The organism is Mycobacterium szulgai, from assembly GCF_002116635.1.
GTDB lineage: Bacteria > Actinomycetota > Actinomycetes > Mycobacteriales > Mycobacteriaceae > Mycobacterium > Mycobacterium szulgai.
Map to the genome: position 1 here is coordinate 35798 of NZ_LQPW01000031.1, position 19913 is coordinate 55710.

Annotated in this window: 21 protein-coding genes; 16 read left to right on the forward strand and 5 right to left on the reverse strand. The window is 64.2% G+C overall.

The annotated features are described in order from the left end of the window. Positions 1–41 precede the first annotated feature (41 nt). Genes exaC through AWC27_RS07270 form a run of 4 tightly spaced genes read left to right on the forward strand, consistent with a single transcriptional unit; the run spans position 42 to position 2917 of the window. Positions 42–1565 (forward strand): acetaldehyde dehydrogenase ExaC, encoded by a 1524-nt coding sequence (gene exaC, locus AWC27_RS07255; RefSeq protein ID WP_083113144.1) that lies wholly within the window; start codon positions 42–44, stop codon positions 1563–1565. Next, positions 1565–2044 (forward strand): DUF779 domain-containing protein, encoded by a 480-nt coding sequence (locus AWC27_RS07260; RefSeq protein ID WP_083113143.1) that lies wholly within the window; start codon positions 1565–1567, stop codon positions 2042–2044. Before exaC ends, AWC27_RS07260 begins: the two co-directional genes overlap by 1 nt. Before the next feature lie 20 nt (positions 2045–2064). After that, the gene (locus AWC27_RS07265) at positions 2065–2343 is read left to right on the forward strand and encodes a putative holin (protein WP_211281253.1); all 279 of its coding nucleotides are present in this window, start codon (positions 2065–2067) and stop codon (positions 2341–2343) included. Beyond that, positions 2336–2917, forward strand: a complete 582-nt coding sequence (locus AWC27_RS07270) for a hypothetical protein (RefSeq protein WP_085669863.1) — start codon at positions 2336–2338, stop codon at positions 2915–2917. The genes AWC27_RS07265 and AWC27_RS07270 overlap by 8 nt, the downstream gene beginning before the upstream one ends. A gap of 12 nt (positions 2918–2929) precedes the next feature. On the opposite strand, the gene AWC27_RS07275 is transcribed toward AWC27_RS07270, so the two are convergent. Next, complete coding sequence (locus AWC27_RS07275) at positions 2930–4615, reverse strand: helix-turn-helix domain-containing protein (RefSeq protein ID WP_085669864.1); 1686 nt, start codon at positions 4613–4615, stop codon at positions 2930–2932. 194 nt (positions 4616–4809) lie between these two features. On the opposite strand from AWC27_RS07275, the gene AWC27_RS07280 reads away from it, so the two are divergent. From AWC27_RS07280 to AWC27_RS07295, 3 genes are all read left to right on the forward strand, one after another. Further along, entirely contained in the window at positions 4810–5415 is a 606-nt protein-coding gene (locus AWC27_RS07280; RefSeq protein WP_083113140.1) for a TetR/AcrR family transcriptional regulator, read from the forward strand. Between the two features lie 839 nt (positions 5416–6254). Beyond that, entirely contained in the window at positions 6255–7649 is a 1395-nt protein-coding gene (lpdA, locus tag AWC27_RS07290) for a dihydrolipoyl dehydrogenase (RefSeq protein WP_083113138.1), read from the forward strand. A gap of 3 nt (positions 7650–7652) precedes the next feature. After that, positions 7653–7925: a hypothetical protein gene (locus tag AWC27_RS07295; RefSeq protein WP_083113137.1), complete on the forward strand. Its 273-nt coding sequence runs from the start codon at positions 7653–7655 to the stop codon at positions 7923–7925. A 2-nt stretch (positions 7926–7927) separates the two neighbouring features. Here the strand turns inward: AWC27_RS07295 and AWC27_RS07300 are convergent, their stop codons facing one another. Next, positions 7928–8503, reverse strand: a complete 576-nt coding sequence (locus AWC27_RS07300) for a carboxymuconolactone decarboxylase family protein (RefSeq protein ID WP_083113136.1) — start codon at positions 8501–8503, stop codon at positions 7928–7930. Next, positions 8500–9924, reverse strand: coding sequence for an acetate metabolism transcriptional regulator RamB (gene ramB / locus AWC27_RS07305; protein WP_083113135.1), 1425 nt, complete (start codon positions 9922–9924; stop codon positions 8500–8502). Before ramB ends, AWC27_RS07300 begins: the two co-directional genes overlap by 4 nt. A gap of 161 nt (positions 9925–10085) precedes the next feature. Between ramB and AWC27_RS07310 the strand changes: the two genes are divergently transcribed. The 3 genes from AWC27_RS07310 (at position 10086) to AWC27_RS07320 (ending at position 13463) form a co-directional block, all read left to right on the forward strand. Next, a complete protein-coding gene (locus AWC27_RS07310) occupies positions 10086–10880 on the forward strand; it encodes an acyl-[acyl-carrier-protein] thioesterase (protein WP_083113184.1) in 795 nt (264 codons plus the stop codon). Between the two features lie 262 nt (positions 10881–11142). After that, the gene (gene aceA, locus AWC27_RS07315) at positions 11143–12429 is read left to right on the forward strand and encodes an isocitrate lyase (RefSeq protein WP_085669866.1); all 1287 of its coding nucleotides are present in this window, start codon (positions 11143–11145) and stop codon (positions 12427–12429) included. A 170-nt stretch (positions 12430–12599) separates the two neighbouring features. After that, positions 12600–13463 carry a 3-hydroxybutyryl-CoA dehydrogenase gene (locus AWC27_RS07320; protein ID WP_085669867.1) on the forward strand — a complete coding sequence of 288 codons (864 nt, stop codon included), beginning with the start codon at positions 12600–12602 and terminating at the stop codon, positions 13461–13463. A 9-nt stretch (positions 13464–13472) separates the two neighbouring features. Here AWC27_RS07320 and pcaA read toward each other — a convergent pair whose 3' ends face one another. Both pcaA and AWC27_RS07330 read right to left on the reverse strand, forming a co-directional pair. After that, on the reverse strand, positions 13473–14336 hold the full coding sequence (gene pcaA / locus AWC27_RS07325) for a cyclopropane mycolic acid synthase PcaA (protein ID WP_085669868.1): 864 nt from the start codon (positions 14334–14336) through the stop codon (positions 13473–13475). Between the two features lie 451 nt (positions 14337–14787). Then, positions 14788–15522, reverse strand: coding sequence for a TetR/AcrR family transcriptional regulator (locus tag AWC27_RS07330; RefSeq protein WP_085669870.1), 735 nt, complete (start codon positions 15520–15522; stop codon positions 14788–14790). A gap of 135 nt (positions 15523–15657) precedes the next feature. Between AWC27_RS07330 and AWC27_RS07335 the strand changes: the two genes are divergently transcribed. The 6 genes from AWC27_RS07335 to deoC all read left to right on the forward strand — a co-directional run bounded on the left by AWC27_RS07335 (position 15658) and on the right by deoC (position 19912). Beyond that, the gene (locus AWC27_RS07335; RefSeq protein ID WP_085670057.1) at positions 15658–17016 is read left to right on the forward strand and encodes a DUF445 domain-containing protein; all 1359 of its coding nucleotides are present in this window, start codon (positions 15658–15660) and stop codon (positions 17014–17016) included. A 96-nt stretch (positions 17017–17112) separates the two neighbouring features. Beyond that, a complete protein-coding gene (locus AWC27_RS07340) occupies positions 17113–17535 on the forward strand; it encodes a helix-turn-helix domain-containing protein (RefSeq protein ID WP_085669871.1) in 423 nt (140 codons plus the stop codon). 285 nt (positions 17536–17820) lie between these two features. Next, positions 17821–18417, forward strand: a complete 597-nt coding sequence (gene hbhA, locus AWC27_RS07345) for a heparin-binding hemagglutinin HbhA (protein WP_083113182.1) — start codon at positions 17821–17823, stop codon at positions 18415–18417. Between the two features lie 98 nt (positions 18418–18515). Further along, positions 18516–18803 carry a DUF2516 family protein gene (locus AWC27_RS07350; RefSeq protein WP_085669872.1) on the forward strand — a complete coding sequence of 96 codons (288 nt, stop codon included), beginning with the start codon at positions 18516–18518 and terminating at the stop codon, positions 18801–18803. A gap of 3 nt (positions 18804–18806) precedes the next feature. After that, a complete protein-coding gene (locus AWC27_RS07355) occupies positions 18807–19232 on the forward strand; it encodes a DUF2599 domain-containing protein (RefSeq protein ID WP_085669873.1) in 426 nt (141 codons plus the stop codon). Beyond that, the gene (gene deoC, locus AWC27_RS07360) at positions 19232–19912 is read left to right on the forward strand and encodes a deoxyribose-phosphate aldolase (protein ID WP_085669874.1); all 681 of its coding nucleotides are present in this window, start codon (positions 19232–19234) and stop codon (positions 19910–19912) included. Before AWC27_RS07355 ends, deoC begins: the two co-directional genes overlap by 1 nt. Position 19913 lies beyond the last annotated feature (1 nt).

The following is a 19913-nucleotide window of genomic DNA, read 5'->3' on the forward strand; positions in this document are numbered from 1 at the left end:
AGTGTGAGCTGTATTACATGACCTAACGAGGAGCCGAGCAAATGCCTGTCTTTGCACGTCCGGGTGCTACCGGGGCGCTGATGTCGTATGAAAGCCGATACGACAACTTCATCGGGGGTGAGTGGGTCGCGCCGGCGGCGGGCCGTTACTTCGAGAACCCGACCCCGGTTACCGGGCAGCCGTTCTGTGAGGTGGCGCGCTCTGAGGCGGCCGATGTCGAGAAGGCGCTCGACGCCGCACACGCGGCGGCACCGGCGTGGGGCAAGACTCCCCCGGCCGAACGGGCGGCGATTCTGAACAAGATCGCCGACCGGATCGATGCGAACACCGCCGCGCTGGCGGTGGCCGAGGTGTGGGACAACGGCAAACCGATCCGGGAGGCGATTTCGGCCGATATCCCGCTGGCGGCCGACCATTTCCGGTACTTCGCCGCCGCGATTCGCGCCCAGGAGGGTTCGCTGTCGCAGATCGACGAGCACACTGTCGCCTATCACTTCCACGAGCCACTCGGAGTGGTGGGGCAGATCATCCCGTGGAATTTCCCGATTTTGATGGGGGCCTGGAAACTGGCGCCTGCCCTGGCGGCCGGGAACACCGTCGTGCTCAAGCCCGCCGAGCAGACGCCCGCGTCTGTGCTCTATCTCATGTCGCTGATCGGTGACCTGTTGCCGCCCGGGGTGGTCAACATCGTCAGCGGGTTCGGTGTCGAGGCCGGCAAGCCGCTGGCATCCAGCGACCGGATCGCCAAAGTCGCATTCACCGGGGAGACCACCACCGGGCGGCTGATCATGCAGTACGCGTCGCAGAACCTGATTCCGGTCACCCTGGAACTCGGCGGCAAGAGCCCCAACATCTTCTTCTCAGACGTAATGGCGGCGAACGACGACTTCCAGGACAAGGCGCTGGAGGGCTTCACCATGTTCGCCCTCAACCAGGGCGAGGTGTGCACCTGCCCGTCGCGCAGCCTTATCCAGTCGGGCATCCATGACGAGTTCCTGGAACTGGCCGCGATCCGCACCAAGGCGGTCCGGCAGGGCGACCCCCTGGACACCGAGACGATGCTGGGATCTCAAGCCTCCAACGACCAACTGGAAAAGGTGTTGTCCTACATCGAAATCGGGAAGGAGGAGGGGGCCAAGATCATCACCGGCGGCGAACGCGCCGAGCTCGGCGGCGACCTGTCCGGCGGCTACTACGTCCAGCCGACGATCTTCGCCGGCAACAACAAGATGCGGATCTTCCAGGAGGAAATCTTCGGGCCCGTGGTGGCCGTCACGCCCTTCACCGACTACGACGACGCGATGGGCATCGCCAACGACACCCTCTACGGGTTGGGCGCCGGGGTGTGGAGCCGCGACGGCAACACCGCCTACCGCGCTGGACGTGACATCAAGGCCGGACGCGTGTGGGTCAACTGCTACCACGTGTACCCGCCGCATGCGGCCTTCGGTGGCTACAAGCAGTCCGGGTTCGGCAGGGAAGGCCACAAGATGGCCCTCGACCACTACCAGCAGACCAAGAACCTGATGGTGTCTTACTCCGACAAGGCGCTGGGATTCTTCTGATGAACTCGCCGCCCGGGGCGCTCATCACCGCCTCGGCCGCCGAGCTGCTGGGCCGGCTGCAGGAGCGCCACGGTCCGGTCATGTTCCATCAGTCCGGCGGCTGCTGTGATGGCTCCTCGCCGATGTGCTACCCGCGGGCGGATTTTCTCGTCGGCGATCGCGACGTCCTGCTGGGTGTGCTGGACGTGGGGCGCGAGGGCGTGCCGGTGTGGATCTCGGGTCCGCAGTACCAGACCTGGCGACATACCCAGCTGGTCATCGACGTGGTGCCGGGGAGGGGTGGCGGCTTCAGTCTGGAAGCCCCGGAAGGCGTGCGATTTCTCAGCCGCGGGCGGGTATTCACCGACGCCGAGAAGGCGCTGTTGCAACAGGTTCCGGTGATTACCGGCGCTGCGTATGAGCGCGGCGAGCGGCCGTCGGTGCGCGGTGAAGTGGTGGCCGACAACGCGCCGGGAGCATGCCAGCCAACCCGGCCGTAACCGAAGTAAGGTCGTACACCGTGATTCCCCTTCCACGTGCGTGGCTGCTGACCGGCGCCATGCTCGTTGGTAGCGCAGTCGGACAACTCGTCGGGGTCGCGTCCAACGTGCTGGTGCACGAACGCATTCGCCCGGACGTCGTCATCGCGCTGGTCGTCGGGATTCCGAGCGTTATCGGGCTGCTGGTGATCCTGTTCTCCGGTCGCCGGTGGGTGACCATGCTTGGGGCGTTCATTCTGGCGTTGGCGCCGGGCTGGCTGTTCGTACTCGTCGCGCAGCAGGTGATGTCCGGTGGCTGACGCGGATGCGGACAAAGATCGAGAGTCCAACCCAGGGACCGAGCCGTTCGTGCCCGACTTTGCGGATATTGAAGACACGGGCGAGCAGTCGGTGCCGTTCGTGCCGAATTGGGACGACACGGGTTCACAGCCCATAGCGTCGGCGGCGCTCCAGGGGCTCCCGGGGCTCGCGGGGCCAGCGCAAAAGCCGGACGACGAACCTGCTTCCGAGACCGAGACAGCTGCGGCGCCGGTACAGGTACCCGGCCGGTACCAATACCTCAAGTGGTGGAAGTTCGTTCTGGTGCTGCTCGGCGTGTGGTTCTTTGCGGGGCAGATCGGGCTCAGCTTGTACTACTGGTGGTACCACACGATCGACAAGACAGCGCCGGTGTTCGTGGTGCTGGTCTACGTCGTCGCATGCACCGTGGGCGGCTTACTGATTTCGATGGTGCAGGGCAGGCCGACCATCACGGCAATGTCGATTGCCGTAATGACCGGACCGTTCGCCTCCGTCGCGGCTGCGGCTCCGCTCTACGGTTACTTCTATTGCGAGCGGGCGACCCGCTGCCTCATCGGCGTACTTCCCTACTAGCCGGCTAGCGGTTCAAGCCGGGCACCCGACCCGTTGCCGGTTTCCCGTCGCCAGCGTGTCGAGCCTGATCGCCAGGCAAGCCGTGAACTGGTTCTCCGGTTCCCGGATGTCCAGACCGATCGCGCGCGAGATCCGGTCGAGTTTGGTCAACAGCGTGTTGCGGTGGACGTTGAGGGCGCGCGCGGCCTCGGTGACATTGCCGCCCTGAGCCAGGTAACTGGTCAGTGTCCCAAGGAGATTGGGGCCGGACCGCAACGGCTCGACGAACTGCTCAATCAGCTGGCGGCTGCTCTCGGTGTCGGAGATTCCGGCGAGCATCGTGAAGCTGCGCATCTCCTGATAAGAGGTGGCGCAGGTACGGCCGAGCTGATTGGCGACGTCCAAAGCGATTTTGGCTTCGTGGTACCGGTCGGAGACTTCCGTAGCGTCCTGCGCCGGGTGTCCGTAGGCAACGGCCACCGCCGTTCCGCAGCGCAGCTCGAGCGCATTGGACATCGTTTGGGCAAACACCGCCATTTCCCGGCTCAGCGTCGGCTCGTCGGCAGCATGCAGCGGGCGTATCACCACCAGGAGATCGCCGATGACGGTCGCATCGGCCGGTACCGCCTGGTCGGTGGCGACGCCGGCGGCGTAGCGGGCCAAGCGGAGCATTCTGGTCGCCCGATTTCCTCCTGCCTGCCCTGATAGGCCGCGGGCAACGAACACGCCGAAGGGTGAATCCGGGTCGATTTCGTGGTGCTCGGCGCGGGCCCGCAGTTCGTGGTCACTGAAGAAGGCGCCATGGAGCAGCGCCTGGATGAAGTCATCGCGGGCCCGCTCTTCGGCCTCCTCGACACTGCGCTGGCGCAGCAGCTCCAACCCGACAACGGCAGCCGCCTGCTCGGTGAGGACGCGGTGCCGGTCGAGGTCCTGGACGTTCAAGATGGCGAATGGGGCAAGGACTATCACCCAGCCCCCAGAGGCCTTGCCGAGTTTGATCTCGTGGGCAATCGACGTCCAGGCTCCACCATTGGCGCCAGCGACCCGGTCTACCCGGCTGCTCTGTGTCGTCGAACGTCGTGCAGTCCTGCCACCGGTTGCCAGCACGCGGCGAACCGAGTTGGTGATCGCGTCGAGTTCGTTGGCGTTCAGTCCGACATGGGCAAGGACCCGACCACGGTCGTCGAGGACCATCGCCGGGTTGCGGCCCAGATTGCACACCTCACGAATGAGGATCTCCAGGCCGGCCCCGCGGTGGAACAGCTTGGCCAGCATGGCCTGCACGTGCATCGAGTACCGCATCTGCTGCAGTTCCTCGTCGAGGGTCAGCTTCGCGAAAAGGCGGCTCAGCGCGGCAAACCCGACACGCGAGGGCAACTCGACGACGACTAACCCGGCGGGTAGCCCCGAGTGCAGAAGTTCTGCCGGTATCGGTCCGTCCACCAGCACCACGCCCAATCCTCGGGACACCAGCGCGGCAAGCAGGATGCCGCTGTCGGCCAACGCCTCGACGCGGGCATACACAGCCACGGCGTCCAGTCGATTCGGCAACGACGGCGCTTCGGTCAGCGGCAGGATCGAGGTCACCTCGCGGTCGAGCTGGTCAGCACCGCTCACGACACGGGCACCGGCCATCAGCACTTCGTCGAGCAGCCTTCGGATCGTCACCTCGCTGGCATTGATCGACGGCTCGGGAAAGGGGGTGATTGGGGCGGCCATGAGTACCCTCCTGATGCTGGTAAATGAGGCTCGACGGCGGTGTCGGTCAGCTTGGGTGGAGTCGCCGTGATCACGACGCTCTTGATTAGTTGACAGTTGTCATCATAATGGATGGGTGGCATGTGTCAACTATTTCCATCGATGTCAATACGGCACCTTCACGGGCTCGCCCACGGCGCGAATAACCTAGACAGGTGGCCCGCCCAAAGCTCATCGAGGAGGTGGAGCTTTTGGACCGCCTGCTCGATGCTTTCGCCGACCTGGGTTATGAGGGCACGAGCCTGCGTGAGCTGTGCCGCCACCTGGGGATGAGCCATAACCTGATCCATCGGCGCTACCAATCCAAGGACGCCGCCTGGCACGCCGCGGTCGACCACGGATTCGCGGATTTGTCTGCGGCGCTGCACGTGGCCCCCGAGGACGTGCCGCGCGACCTTTTCGCGGCACTGCGGCTGGTGATGATCAAGTACTCCGAAGCGACGCTGCGGCGGCCGGCCCTGGCGCGGATCATCCAGCATGAAGCGGCGATATCTGGTCCGCGGTTTGCTTACATGTTCAAGAACTACATCGGGCCCACCCGCCAGGCCACCGCCGCCATTCTGCAGCGACTGCAAGCCGACGGCGTGGTCCGCGAGGGTGCGGTCGAGGCGGTCTACTTCTTCCTGACCACGTGGGGAATCGGCGGGCTGGCCAGTGCTTCAGACGAGCTGCGGGGAACCGGCGAGCCCGGGTATTCGCGCGTGGAGCTGGCGCGACTGGCCGTCGACGTGGTGGTGGATGGGCTGCGTGCCCGCGGCTGATAGCCGCGCATCTTGGTCCAGGGCAGGTGGGGGTATGTGCGCCGCGCATACAGGAATGCGAGCGCCTCGAAGTCGACAAGGCGCACCACCAGACTTTCGAAAGGCGAGAGCGATATCGCCACCATTTGATCTGCTGCCGCGTCGATGTGCGGGGTCGCCAAGAGAACCACACCGCGCAATTTCTCAAGCGACAAAGAGGGCGCAACGAATGGCGAGACCATACCCGTCAGCAGTCCCAGCTCGGATTCCGGCGAATAGTCGACCGGATTGATTCGGCAGGCCTTCACAGTTCGCCGGGGGAGGTGCCAGCGATCGGCTATTTGACGCAAGAGCTGACGGCTGACGGTGAAATCGCCGGCGCCGGTGAGTAGGAAATGCGCCCTGTCGAGCCGTACCGTCACTGTCTTGTTGACTAGCAACGTTGCACCGTTGAGGCGTCCAGCGATCAGGTCTTGCTTTGCGCCGGCTTTGACCGATGGTGGATGCCGGATAATGACGTGATAAACGTTCAGGTCGCTGATGATTTGATGCAGTGATTCGAATGCGCAGCCGGAAAGGCTAGCGACACCGAGTAATCTTTCGCGTTGCTTCAGCTCAGCTACGGCAGCCATATTGGGCAGCGCCGCCCAAATGCTTTCGATCGGCGGAAGCGTCTTGATAAGTCGTTCGACCGCCGTGAATGACCGGGGCGGCGATGCGTCGACGGCGGACTCGTTGGCCATGGCGATCACTGGGTGCACTCCTTCACTTGCAGTGATTCAGAGTGCTGCCGCGCGCCCGCTGTCGAATCAGTGAAGTCGCCAGTCCTTTTCGACGTCGCTGCCGTTAGGGTAGGGGCCGTGACTCACTATGACGTCGTCGTTCTCGGGGCTGGCCCTGGTGGATATGTCGCGGCCATTCGTGCCGCACAGCTCGGCCTCAACACCGCAATCATCGAGCCGAAATACTGGGGCGGCGTCTGCCTCAACGTCGGCTGCATCCCGTCCAAGGCCCTCTTGCGCAACGCCGAACTCGCCTACATCTTCACCAAGGAAGCCAAGGCCTTTGGTATCAGTGGCGAGGCCACCTTCGATTACGGAATCGCATTCGACCGCAGCCGCAAGGTGGCCGAGGGTCGCGTCGCCGGTGTGCACTACCTGATGAAGAAAAACAAGATCACCGAGATTCACGGCTACGGCAAATTCACCGACGCCAACACGCTGTCGGTCGACCTCAACGAAGGTGGCACGGAAACTGTCACGTTCGACAACGTCATCATCGCCACCGGCAGCAGCACGAGGTTGGTGCCCGGCACGTCACTGTCGGACAACGTGGTGACCTACGAAGAACAGATACTGACCCGGGAACTGCCGAAATCGATCGTCATCGCCGGCGCGGGTGCGATCGGCATGGAGTTCGGCTACGTGCTGAAGAACTACGGCGTCGACGTGACCATCGTGGAATTCCTGCCGCGCGCGCTGCCCAACGAGGACGCCGAGGTATCCAAGGAGATCGAGAAGCAGTTCAAGAAGCTGGGTGTCAAAATTCTCACCAGCACCAAGGTCGACTCCATCTCCGACAACGGTTCCGAAGTCACCGTGGCCATCAGCAAAGACGGCCAGGCGCAAGAACTCAAGGCCGATAAAGTGTTGCAGGCCATCGGGTTTGCGCCCAACGTCGAGGGCTATGGACTCGATGTCGCCGGCGTCGCACTGACCGACCGCAAGGCGATCGGCATCAACGACTACATGCGCACCAATGTCAGCCACATCTACGCGATCGGCGACGTCACCGGTAAGCTGATGCTGGCCCACGTCGCGGAGGCGATGGGTGTGGTTGCGGCCGAAACCATCGCCGGCGCAGAGACTTTGGCGCTCGGCGACTACCGCATGCTGCCGCGCGCAACGTTCTGCCAGCCCAACGTCGCCAGCTTCGGGCTAACCGAGCAGCAGGCCCGCGACGAGGGTTACGACGTCGTGGTAGCCAAGTTCCCGTTCACGGCCAATGCCAAGGCGCACGGCGTCGGCGACCCCAGTGGCTTCGTGAAACTGGTGGCCGACGGCAAGTACGGCGAGCTGCTGGGCGGGCACCTGATCGGTCACGATGTTTCCGAGCTGCTGCCCGAGCTCACGCTGGCGCAGAAATGGGATCTGACGGCAACCGAGTTGGCGCGCAACGTGCACACCCATCCGACGATGTCCGAGGCGCTGCAGGAGTGCTTCCACGGCTTGGTCGGCCACATGATCAACTTCTGAGTCATGCGCAAGGAGACTGTGCTGGGTGGCCTCGCCGGATTGTTCGCCGGCTACATTCTGTGGCTGGTGGCGATTTCGGTCGGCGACGACCTCACTACCGTGAGTAAGTGGAGCCTGGCGGTCTTGCTACTTTCCGGTGCGCTGGCGGTCGGCGCGGTCATCGGGGGCATGCTGATGCGGCTGCGCCGCAAGCAAGTATGGGCGGCCTTTGCGTTCGGTCTGCCGGTTTTGCCGTTGGTGCTGACGCTCGCCGTGCTGGCTGATATCTACTTCTAGCGTTACCGCGGGTGGTCCAGGGGGATCTCGAGTGCGGTAATAGTTGCCGCCAGCCCGTCGTAATGTGTTGCCAGCATGCAGAATTCGATCAACCGATGCCGGTTGAGGTGAGTGGCCAGCTGTTGCCAGGTGTCCGTGGTGATCGACCGCTGCGTGATCAACTCATCCGTCGCATTCAGCAGCGCTTGCTGGCGCGCACTGAGAACCCTTCGGGGACCACCGGTTTCGGGAACGTCGGGCCACGCGAAAATCGTGGCCTGCGTCTGCGCGTCGAGCCCGGCGGCACGCGCCATGCGGCGGTGGTGCTGCAGTTCGTACTCACAGGACCGCAAATGCCCGACGCGCAGAATCACCAATTCGGTATCGATCCGGGGCAGCCGCCCGCGCAGTACCCGGCCGCCGTAGACGAGCCAGGCCCAAAACAACGACTGGCGATGCCCCAGCGTGGTGAACAGATGCATCTCCGGGGCCCGAACAGCGCGGGCACCCAATTTCGCCAGCACCCAGTTGACCGGCCCCAGCTGGCGCAATCTGCCCGATGGGATGCGCGTGACCTGGCCGTCCGAAGGGCCGCTCATGGTTGCTTCACCAGGTACGGGGACACGGTGCTGCGATGTTCGTCGATATCCAGGGCGCGCCCCAGCGCGGGAAAGGCCCGTTGCGGGCAGTTGTCCCGTTCACAGACACGGCAGCCCGCGCCGATCGGCGTCGCAGTGATGTTCGGGTCCCCCGACAAGTCGAGTCCTTCCGAGTAGACGAGCCGGTGCGCATGCCGAAGTTCGCAGCCGAGCCCGATCGCGAAGGTTTTACCGGGCTGACCATACCGGGCGGCGCGCCGTTCCACGGTGCGGGCTACCCACATGTAGTTGCGGCCATCTGGCATCTGAGCGATCTGCACCAGCATCTTGCCCGGGTTGGCGAACGTCTCGTAGACGTTCCACAGCGGGCAGGTGCCTCCGCTGGAGGAGAAGTGAAAACCGGTGGCGGACTGCCGCTTTGACATGTTCCCGGCACGGTCGACCCGGACGAAGGAGAACGGTACGCCGCGCATCGATGGCCGCTGCAGCGTGGAAAGGCGGTGCGCGATGGTCTCGTAACTCACCGAGTAGAACGCGGACAGCCGCTCGACGTCGTAGCGGAAGTTCTCGGCGACGTCGTGAAACTGGCGGTAGGGCAACACGGCTGCCGCGGCGAAGTAATTGGCCAGCCCCAGCCGGGCCAGGGTGTGGGACTCGTCGCTGGTGAACTTGCCTTCTTCGACCATGCTGTCGATCAGGTCGCCGAACTCGAGGTAGGCCAATTCGGCCGCCATCTTGAACACCTGCTGGCCCGACGAGAGGTGGTTGCTGATTTCCAGCGTCTTGGTCTTGGGGTCGAAGCGGTGCAGGACGGTATCGCCGAGATCGATCCTCCTGTTGATGCGCACCCCGTGCATCTCGGTGAGCCGGCGGGTCAACTCGCGGATCAGGTCTCCGTGATGCATCCGCATCTGGATCGTCAGGTCTTCGGCGGCGGTGTCCAGCTCGTGCAGGTAGTTCTGGCGTTGGTAGAAGTAGTCGCGCACCTCTTCGTGCGGCATCGTGATCGAGCCGCTGCCGCTGCCGTCGGAATAGCGCTCCTCGGTGGCGGCGGCCAGTTGAGCGGTCGTTATCCGGTAGCGGCGGTGCAGATTGACCACGGCGCGCGCGAACGCCGGATGAGCACCGACCAATTCGGCGACCTCGGGCGCGTCGATGTCGATATCCAGGTCGCGGTCCAGGGTCACCTCTCGCAGCTCGGCAACCAGCCGGGTGTCGTCCTGGGAGGCGAAGAACGTAGCGTCCACACCGAATACCTCGGTGATCCGGAGCAGCACGGCCACGGTCAGCGGCCGGACGTCATGTTCGATCTGGTTCAGATAGCTCGGTGAGATATCCAGCATCTGGGCCAGCGCAGCCTGGCTGAACCCGCGCTCATTGCGCAGCTGGCGAACCCGTGAGCCCACGAACGTCTTGGACACTCGGTTCAGCGTACCCGGAGTTGCGAAGGGATGGTTAGCAGACTTCGCATGGACTGTCTGGCGGGTGTCCGGTTGGAATTTCGGCGACGTCGTTGGCATGATTCGCATCGACGTGCTCAGGTTAGACCTGAGGTTCAGAGGAGGAAATGGGGAGTAGCGCCGTGAGCCTGGACAAAATATTGATGCCGGTGCCCGACGGTCACCCCGACGTATTCGACCGCGAATGGCCACTTCGAGTCGGCGACATCGACCGCACCGGGCGGCTGCGGTTGGATGCGGCTTGCCGGCACATCCAGGACATCGGGCAGGACCAGCTGCGTGAAATGGGTTTCGAGGAGACCCATCCGCTGTGGATTGTCCGGCGCACCATGGTCGACCTGATCCGGCCGATCGAATTCCAGGACATGCTGCGCTGCCGGCGGTGGTGTTCGGGCACCTCGAACCGGTGGTGTGAGATGCGGGTGCGGGTCGACGGCCGCAAGGGTGGCCTTATCGAGTCCGAGGCGTTCTGGATCCACGTGAACAAGGAAACCGAGATGCCGGCCCGCATCGCCGACGACTTCCTGGCCGGCCTGCACAAGACCACCTCGGTGGAGCGGCTGCGGTGGAAGGGCTACCTGAAGCCGGGCAGCCGGGACGACGCGACGGAGATCCACGAGTTCCCGGTCCGCGTCACCGACATCGACCTGTTCGACCACATGAACAACTCCGTGTATTGGAGCGTGATCGAGGACTACCTGGCCTCCCACGGCGAACTGCTCGCGGGACCGCTGCGGGTGACCATCGAGCACGAGGCGCCGGTGGCGCTGGGCAACAAGCTGGAGATCATCTCCCACGTGCATCCGGCTGGTTCGACTGAACAATTCGGTCCCGGCCTGGCCGACCGCACTGTTACAACGCTCACATATGCGGTCGGAGACGAAACGAAAGCCGTCGCTGCGCTGTTCAAACTTTAACCGGACAAGCGTCCCGGTAAATTAGCTGCTGACCTGCGGATTCGGGCCACCGGCCGGTATTTTCTGAAACGGTTCAGTAAATGCGAGGCTTCGCAAGCTTCGCAAAATGACCGCAAGTCATAGCGGAGATTCGCAAGTGAAATGGGTGGACCAGCGGGAATTGGGTATGCCATTGTCGGGTTAGCACACCAGTGAAGTTGAGTCGCAGCGCTGCTGGTTGGTGCGGCTTTTCGAACCTAGCCATGATCGTTAAGGAGTATCGATGTCTGTCGTTGGCACGCCCAAGAGCCCCGAGCAGATCCAGCAGGACTGGGACACTAACCCGCGGTGGAAGGGCATCACTCGCACCTACACCCCTGCCGACGTCGTCGCCCTGCAGGGCAGCGTCGTCGAGGAGAGCACGCTGGCCCGTCGTGGCGCCGAGGTGCTGTGGAAGCAGCTGCACGAGCTCGAATTCGTCAACGCGCTGGGCGCCCTGACCGGCAACATGGCCGTCCAGCAGGTGCGTGCCGGCCTCAAGGCCATCTACCTGTCCGGTTGGCAGGTCGCCGGTGACGCGAACCTGTCCGGCCACACCTACCCCGACCAGAGCCTGTACCCGGCCAACTCGGTGCCGCAGGTGGTCCGGCGGATCAACAACGCGTTGTTGCGTGCCGACCAGATCGCCAAGGTCGAGGGCGACACCTCCGTGGAGAACTGGCTTGCCCCGATCGTCGCCGACGGTGAGGCCGGCTTCGGCGGTGCGCTGAACGTCTACGAGCTGCAGAAGGCGATGATCGCCGCGGGTGTTGCGGGGTCGCACTGGGAGGACCAGCTCGCGTCGGAGAAGAAGTGCGGCCACCTCGGTGGCAAGGTGCTGATCCCGACCCAGCAGCACATCCGCACGCTGACCTCGGCACGCCTGGCGGCCGACGTCGCCGACGTCCCGACCGTCGTGATCGCGCGCACCGACGCCGAGGCAGCCACCCTGATCACCTCTGACGTCGACGAGCGCGACCAGCCGTTCATCACCGGTGAGCGGACCAAGGAGGGCTTCTACCGGGTCAAGAACGGCCTCGAGCCCTGCATCGCCCGGGCCAAGGCCTACGCGCCCTACTCGGACCTGATCTGGATGGAGACCGGTACGCCGGACCTCGAGCTGGCTGCCAAGTTCGCCGAGGGTGTCAAGGCCGAGTTCCCCGACCAGATGCTGGCCTACAACTGCTCGCCGTCGTTCAACTGGAAGAAGCACCTCGACGACGCCACCATCGCGAAGTTCCAAAAGGAGCTTGGCGCAATGGGATTCAAGTTCCAGTTCATCACGCTGGCTGGCTTCCACGCGCTCAACTACTCGATGTTCGATTTGGCCTACGGCTACGCCCGCAACCAGATGAGCGCCTACGTCGAGCTGCAGGAGCGCGAGTTCGACGCGGAGGAGCGCGGCTACACCGCGACTAAGCACCAGCGCGAGGTCGGTGCCGGTTACTTCGACCGGATCGCCACCACGGTTGACCCCACCTCGTCGACCACCGCGCTGGCCGGCTCCACCGAAGAGGGTCAGTTCCACTGAGCTGCGGTCACGCCGAGCGTGCATCTACTGCGAATATTCGTCCGAATTTTCGCGCTGACTACACGCTCGGCGCACCGAGTAGAAGTTGACAGCGTAGGCCCCGCCCAGCCAACCTGGGCGGGGCCTATTGCGGTGCAAGACAATACGACTCGCCAGAAAGAGAACGAACAGTGAGCGATGCAGCCATCCAGCGGGTAGGGGTCATCGGAGCCGGGCAGATGGGCTCGGGAATCGCCGAAGTCTCTGTGCGTGCCGGCGTCGAGGTGACGGTATTCGAGACCACCGAGGCGCTGATCACCGCGGGACGCAACCGGATAGTGAAGTCGCTCGAGCGCGGCGTCAGCGCGGGCAAAGTGACCGAACGCGAACGCGACCGTGCGCTTAGCCAATTGACCTTCACCACCGACCTCAACGACTTGGCCGACCGGCAGCTGGTCATCGAAGCCATCGTTGAGGACGAGTCCGTCAAGGCCGAGATCTTCGCGAAGCTCGATCAGGTAGTCACCGACCCTGAAGCGGTGCTGGCGTCCAACACCTCCAGCATCCCGATCATGAAGATCGCCGCTGCCACCAAGAACCCGCAGCGGGTGCTGGGGCTGCACTTCTTCAACCCCGTCCCGGTGCTTCCGTTGGTCGAACTGGTCAGCACGCTGGTCACCGACCCGGCCGCTGCGGCTCGTACCGAGGAGTTTGCCAGCGCAGTGCTAGGCAAACAGGTCGTGCGTTGTTCGGACCGCTCGGGTTTCGTGGTGAACGCGCTGCTGGTGCCGTATTTGCTGTCGGCGATCCGGATGGTCGAGGCCGGCTTTGCCACCGTCGAAGACGTCGACAAGGCCGTCGTCGCCGGTCTGTCGCATCCGATGGGCCCGCTGCGGCTATCGGATCTCGTCGGTCTGGACACGCTCAAGCTGATCGCGGACAAGCTCTACGAAGAGTTCAAGGAACCGCACTTCGGACCGCCGCCACTGTTGTTGCGGATGGTCGAGGCCGGCCAGCTGGGCAAGAAGTCCGGCCGGGGTTTCTACCAGTACTGAGCCGGCTGGCTACTTTTCCAACGTGAACTGGTCAATGTCGGTGTAGCCCTCGCGGAACAGCTTGGCGCAGCCGGTCAGGTACTTCATGTAGCGGTTGTAAACCTTCTCCGACTGGATTGCGATCGCCTGTTCCCGGTTGGCTTCCAGCGCGTCCGCCCAGGTCTCCAGGGTCCGCGCGTAGTGCAGCTGCAGCGACTGGATCCGAGTCACCTTGAAACCTGCTGCTGTCGCGTGCTCTTCGACAGATGGGATGGTCGGCAGCCAACCGCCCGGGAAAATCTCAGCGAGGATGAACTGGCTGAAGTGAACGACCTCGTGGGTCAGTGGCAGCCCCTTGGCCCTGGCCTCTTTAAAGGTGGGGCGGGCGATGGTGTGCAGCAGCATGATGCCGTCGCTCGGCAACGCCTCGTAGGCCATCTTGAAGAAGCGCGGGTAACGCTGGCGGCCGAAGTGCTCGAACGCACCGATCGACACGATACGGTCGACGGGGTCGTGGAACTTCTCCCAGCCTTCCAGCAAGACCTGCCGGCTGCGGCTGGTCTCCATCTCGTCGAACATCTTCTGCACGTGGGCGGCCTGGTTCTCCGACAACGTCAAACCGATCACGTTCACGTCGTACTTCTCGATGGCACGCCGCATGGTGCCGCCCCAGCCACAACCGATGTCCAGCAGCGTCATTCCGGGCTCGAGCTTCAGCTTTCCTAGCGCCAAGTCGACCTTGGCCAGCTGTGCCTCCTCCAGCGTCATGTCGTCGCGCTCGAAGTAGGCGCAGCTGTAGGTCTGCGTCGGGTCTAGGAACAGCCGGAAGAAGTCGTCGGAGAGGTCATAATGAGCTTGCACGTTCTCGAAATGCGGCTTGAGCTGCACGGCCATTACGATGTGAGCCTTTCTGTATCTCGGAGGCGTTCAGGCAGCTGATCCGATAAATGCCAAATACGCAACCTGGGCTGCCCCCGAATGCATCCCATGCATGCTAGCCGTTGAAAACGGTTAAAGCCGCATTCCGCTTACGAATCAGCCCAACCTGCGAAGCCATGACGTTGGCAGCGGGGAGCTGATGGCCGGGCCGCGACCAACAGGGCACCGGCTTGGCACCGGGGTGGCCGAGCGAGCGCGCCGTGCCACTGGGGCCACGGCGAAAGTCCGTCCGGCGGCTGGTCAGGGCGCTGTTAGGAAATTGCGGTCAGGCTTTGGCCAGCCGCGGCAGCGCCCAGACGACCAACAGCGCGAGGCGCGGCATCGCTGCCGACGCCACGGCAACGGCGACCAGTACGCAGCAGCCGGCCATCATGGCCAAGGTCACAGCACCGGCGCGCTGTCCCGGTCAGGACTGCAGGGTAAGGCCCTGGTCCGGGCTGGCAGGGTCGCGTCGTGACACGATCGGCGACGGGTGTGGCCGCGCGCGGAACTCGTCCAGCGATCCGCCGACCTCGACGATCCCGCACAGCGCGTTCCAGCTGAGCATGGTCAGGTAGTCGATGAGCTCATCGCGGCTCATCCGCGGATCCGACATCCACGAGTGGGTGGCCAATTGCACGCCACCGACGATCAGGTAGGCCCACGGCTCGACTCCGCCGGTGTCCATGCCGATTTGCTGCATACGCCGGCGCAGCAACACCGCGATCATGCGGGCGATGATTCGCTCGGAGTCGGCGATGACCTTGCTCTTGCTGGCCGAGCTGTTGGCCATCACGAATCGGTACGGCTCGGGTTCGTCGGCCACGGTGTCGACGTAGACCCGGATGATCTCGCGGGTCAGATCGAAACCGTCCAGGTTCGACGTCAATGCAGCCGCCATATTGGGGATCAGGGTCGTCTGGGTGAACCGCATCATCACTGCGGTCGTGAGGTCGTTCTTATCGACGAAGTAGCGGTACAGCACCGTCTTGGAGACCCCGATCTCCGCGGCGATCTCGTCCATGCTCAGATACCGGCCGTGTCGGCGAATGGCCACGATCGTGCCATCCACCAACTCATTGCGGCGCTCTACCTTGTGCTGATGCCAGCGCCTCTTCCGGCCATCCGTTTTCACTGTCACGGCTGAGATATGCTCCGCCACTCTCGCCAATTTCCCTCGATTGGACGCCTTGCATACTACGGCTTACGGCTCCGCGTTTGGCGGATGCGCCGCCCTGGGTGAGCTTTTGACCAGTGTGGGTAACACTAATCGGTGATCGCGATGGCGGATGATGGTGTGGTGGCACATAGGGCTTTTCCAACAGGGGGGCCGACGGGAGGCGCGCCGCGTACGCCGGGTCCGCAAGCCCGCACCTCGCTCGCGGAATCGTTCGCCGGAGCCGACCCTCAGGCAGACGCCGAGCGGCGGACGGCGCTGCGCCGGATGAAAGTGGTGGCGCTGGGGTTTCTGGTCGGCGCCACGGTCGTCTTTTTGGTTTGCCGGTGGGTGCAGGCGCACGGTGCCGCGCCGATGTGGGTCGGTTACGTCGGGGCTGCCGCGGAAGCCGGCATGGTGGGTGCTCTGGCGGACTGGTTCGCCGTGACCGCACTGTTTAAGCATCCGCTGGGCATTCCGATCCCGCACACCGCGATCATCAAGCGGAAGAAGGATCAGCTCGGCGAGGGCCTTGGCACCTTCGTGCGGGAGAACTTCCTGTCGGCGGCGGTCGTAGAGACCAAGCTGCTGGACGCCCAGGTGCCCGGCCGGCTGGGGAAGTGGCTGTCTGAGCCGGCACATGCCGAGCGGGTGGCATCCGAGGCGGCGACGGTGCTCAGAGTGCTGGTGGAGTTGCTGCGCGACGAGGACGTCCAGCAGGTGATCGACAAGATGATCGTGCGCCGCATCGCCGAACCGCAATGGGGCCCACCGGTGGGCCGGGTCCTGCAGACTCTGCTGGCCGAGAACCGGCAGGAGGCGTTGCTGCAATTGCTGGCCGACCGGGCGTTCCAGTGGTCGCTGAACGCCGGCGTGGTCATCCAGCGGGTAGTCGAGCGCGATTCGCCGACCTGGTCCCCGCGGTTCGTCGACCACCTCGTGGGCGACCGGATTCACCGCGAGTTGATGGACTTCACCGACAAGGTGCGCCGCAACCCCGACCACGAGCTGCGCCGTTCGGCGACCCGCTTCCTGTTCGAATTCGCCGATGATCTGCAGAACGACCCGGACACCATTACCCGCGCCGACGCTGTCAAAGAGCAGCTGATGGCCCGCGATGAGATCGCCAACGCCGCGGCGACGGCTTGGAAGACCCTCAAGCGGCTGGTCCTCGAGGGTGTCGACGATCCTTCCAGTGCGCTGCGTACCCGCATTGCCGACGCCGTGATCCAAATCGGCGAATCGCTGCGCGACGACGCCGAACTGCGGGACAAGGTTGACAATTGGATGGTGCGGGCCGCGCAGCATCTGGTCTCGCAATACGGGGTGGAGATCACCGCGATCATCACCGAAACGATCGAACGCTGGGATGCCCAGGAAGCCAGCCGGCGTATCGAACTTCACGTCGGTCGCGACTTGCAGTTCATTCGGATCAACGGAACCGTGGTAGGAGCGCTGGCCGGGCTGACCATCTACGCCGTCGCGCAGTTCCTGTTCTGAGAGGGTGCTAACAAAGCGCTTGCAAAAGCAAGCACCTGTACGTACCCTGGGGCCGTAATCGACGAAGCTGGTACTAGCTGATACGAGGAGCAACCGATGTCGCCGGAGGAGAACTTGGGCACGAAAGTGTCCACTAAAGCCTCCGACATCGGCAGCTTCATCCGAACCCAGCGCGAGACGGCCCAGGTTTCGATGCGGCAGCTCGCCGAGCGGTCGGGAGTCAGCAACCCATATCTGAGCCAGGTCGAGCGTGGACTGCGCAAGCCGTCCGCCGATGTTCTGGCTCAGATTGCCAAGGCGCTGCGGGTTTCCGCCGAGGTTCTCTACGTTCGAGCCGGGATTCTCGAACCCAGAGAAACCAGTCAGGTGCGTGACGCCATCATCACCGACACGGCGATAACCGAGCGTCAGAAGCAGATTCTGCTGGACATCTACGCGTCGTTCACCCAGCAGAACGAAGCGGCCCGCGACGAGTGTTTGAGCGATCCGTCACCAGACGGGTGCGCCGGCGACGTCTAGACCGCCGACAGTCGGTTTACCCGACAGAGGGGATGAGTTAGTGGCTGCAGATACGAGGGCAAACCGCCCGGCGTCTTAGGCGCCTTCCGATAAGAAGCGCTCATCAGAGAACTCGACAACAACCGACCCGACCAATCAGGAGGTTTTCCAGCAAGCCGCGTGCCACGTCAATCCGCGGGTCTTGATTCTCCCCCAGAGGAGGCGCCGCTTGCCACAACTCCGCAGACTTAATCGCAATTACGCCCAATAACGCCGATAACGAAACAATCCATGAAAGGAAACACCATGGCCGAAAACACGAACATCGACGACCTGAAGGCTCCGTTGCTCGCCGCGCTTGGCGCCGCCGACTTGGCCCTGGCCACCGTCAACGACCTGATCGCCAACCTGCGTGAGCGTGCCGAGGAGACCCGCACGGACACCCGCAGCCGGGTCGAGGAGAGCCGTGCTCGCCTGACCAAGCTGCAGGAAGAGCTGCCCGAGCAGGTCGCCGAACTGCGTGAGCGCTTCACCACCGACGAGCTGCGCAAGGCCGCTGAGGGTTACCTGGAGGCCGCCACCAGCCGCTACAACGAGCTGGTCGAGCGCGGCGAGGCCGCTCTGGAGCGGCTGCGCAGCCAGTCGGCCTTCGAGGACGCCTCGGCGCGCGCCGAGGGCTATGTCGACCAGGCTGTGGAGCTGACCCAGGAAGCGCTGGGCACCGTCGCCACCCAGACGCGGGCCGTGGGTGAGCGTGCCGCCAAGCTGGTTGGTATCGAGCTGCCGAAGAAGGCGGAAGCCAAGAAGGCCCCGGCCAAGAAGGCTGCTCCGGCCAAGAAGGCCGCTCCGGCCAAGAAGGCTCCGGCCAAGAAGGCTCCGGCCAAGAAGGTCACCCAGAAGTAGTTCTGGCTGACCCTTTAACCGGAAACAACATCGACTCCGAGTCGCCTGTGGGCGACTCGGAGTCGACGTTTTTGGCGCAACCCGCATAGTCTTATTGCGTGAGCCACCTCGTAGGTACCGTCATGTTCGTCTTGCAGGTCGCCGTCCTGGTGATGACGGTGTATGCGTTTGTGCATGCAGCGCTGCAGCGACCGGACGCCTATACCGCCGCCGAAAAACTGACCAAGCCGGTCTGGCTGGTGATCCTCGGCGCGGCGGTCGCACTGACCTCCATCCTCGGCTTCGTGTTCGGTGTGCTGGGGATCGCGATAGCCGCCTGCGCGGCCGGTGTCTACCTGGTTGACGTGCGTCCCAAGCTTCTCGATATTCAGGGCAAGTCGCGCTAGAGGATGAAGTCAGTAATTGCCGCATCGGCGACGGCGCTGGTTGCCGTGCTCGGTGCCGCGCCGGTCGCCGCTGATTCCGGGGCCGGTGCGCCGGGACCGCAGCCGTCGCCGCCCTATGTCGACCACACCCAATGGGCGGCATACGGGCGTGGCAACAGCTTGCGGGTCTATCCGACCCCCGCGGGACGGCTGGCTTCCCGGCAAACCGGCACGACGGGCGCTGAAGAAGCCTGGGCCGAGGTGCTCGCCCTGTCACCCGAGGCCGATACGCCCGGCATGCGTGCGCAGTTCGACTGTCACTGGCAGCTGGCCGAAATCGGCGCGCCCGGCAAGACCAGCTGGAACCTCGAGCCGTGGCGGCCGGTGGTCGACGACGCCGAGATGGTGGCATCCGGTTGCAATCCGGGCGGCCTGGAAGAACCATTTTAGTGCCGGGCCGGCCCACTCGGGAGCAGTTGGCGGCACTGGTCGACCACACCCTGCTCAAGCCGGAAGCGACCCATGAAGACGTCGTCTCACTGGTTGTCGAAGCCGCCGAACTCGGCGTCTACGCAGTTTGCGTGTCGCCGCCGCTGGTGCCCGTCGCGGTGCAGGCCGGTCGGATGCGCGTCGCGGCGGTCGCCGGATTCCCGTCGGGTAAGCACATCTCCGCCGTCAAGGCGCTAGAGGCTGCTGAAGTGGTCGCAGCCGGGGCCGGCGAGGTCGACATGGTCATCGACGTCGGCGCCGCGTTGGCGGGCGACTTCGACGCCGTCCGGTCCGACATCGCGGCGGTCCGCGCCGCCGCGGCCGAAAGCGTGCTCAAGGTGATCGTGGAGTCGGCGGTGCTGCTCACCCACGGGGATGCAGGCACGCTGGCAGACACGTGTCGCGCCGCTGAGGACGCCGGTGCGGACTTCGTCAAGACCTCCACGGGCTTTCATCCCGCGGGCGGGGCGACGGTGCAGGCCGTCGAATTGATGGCGAAGACGGTCGGCGGACGGCTCGGAATCAAGGCCAGCGGTGGCATCCGGACCGCGGCTGATGCCGTCGCGATGCTGGATGCCGGGGCAACCAGGCTGGGCTTATCGGGTACCCGAGCCGTGCTGGACGGCCTCGAGCCGGCCTGAG

What these genes read in the sequence shown, in the direction of transcription:
- pcaA (WP_085669868.1), bottom strand. Translation starts at nt 14,336, where the DNA reads ATGGCCGTGCAGCTCAAGCCGCATTTCGAGAACGTGCAAGCTCATTAT.
- AWC27_RS07260 (WP_083113143.1), top strand. Translation starts at nt 1,565, where the DNA reads ATGAACTCGCCGCCCGGGGCGCTCATCACCGCCTCGGCCGCCGAGCTG.
- hbhA (WP_083113182.1), top strand. Translation starts at nt 17,821, where the DNA reads ATGGCCGAAAACACGAACATCGACGACCTGAAGGCTCCGTTGCTCGCC.
- AWC27_RS07355 (WP_085669873.1), top strand. Translation starts at nt 18,807, where the DNA reads ATGAAGTCAGTAATTGCCGCATCGGCGACGGCGCTGGTTGCCGTGCTC.
- exaC (WP_083113144.1), top strand. Translation starts at nt 42, where the DNA reads ATGCCTGTCTTTGCACGTCCGGGTGCTACCGGGGCGCTGATGTCGTAT.
- AWC27_RS07340 (WP_085669871.1), top strand. Translation starts at nt 17,113, where the DNA reads ATGTCGCCGGAGGAGAACTTGGGCACGAAAGTGTCCACTAAAGCCTCC.
- AWC27_RS07275 (WP_085669864.1), bottom strand. Translation starts at nt 4,615, where the DNA reads ATGGCCGCCCCAATCACCCCCTTTCCCGAGCCGTCGATCAATGCCAGC.
- AWC27_RS07300 (WP_083113136.1), bottom strand. Translation starts at nt 8,503, where the DNA reads ATGAGCGGCCCTTCGGACGGCCAGGTCACGCGCATCCCATCGGGCAGA.
- AWC27_RS07295 (WP_083113137.1), top strand. Translation starts at nt 7,653, where the DNA reads ATGCGCAAGGAGACTGTGCTGGGTGGCCTCGCCGGATTGTTCGCCGGC.
- aceA (WP_085669866.1), top strand. Translation starts at nt 11,143, where the DNA reads ATGTCTGTCGTTGGCACGCCCAAGAGCCCCGAGCAGATCCAGCAGGAC.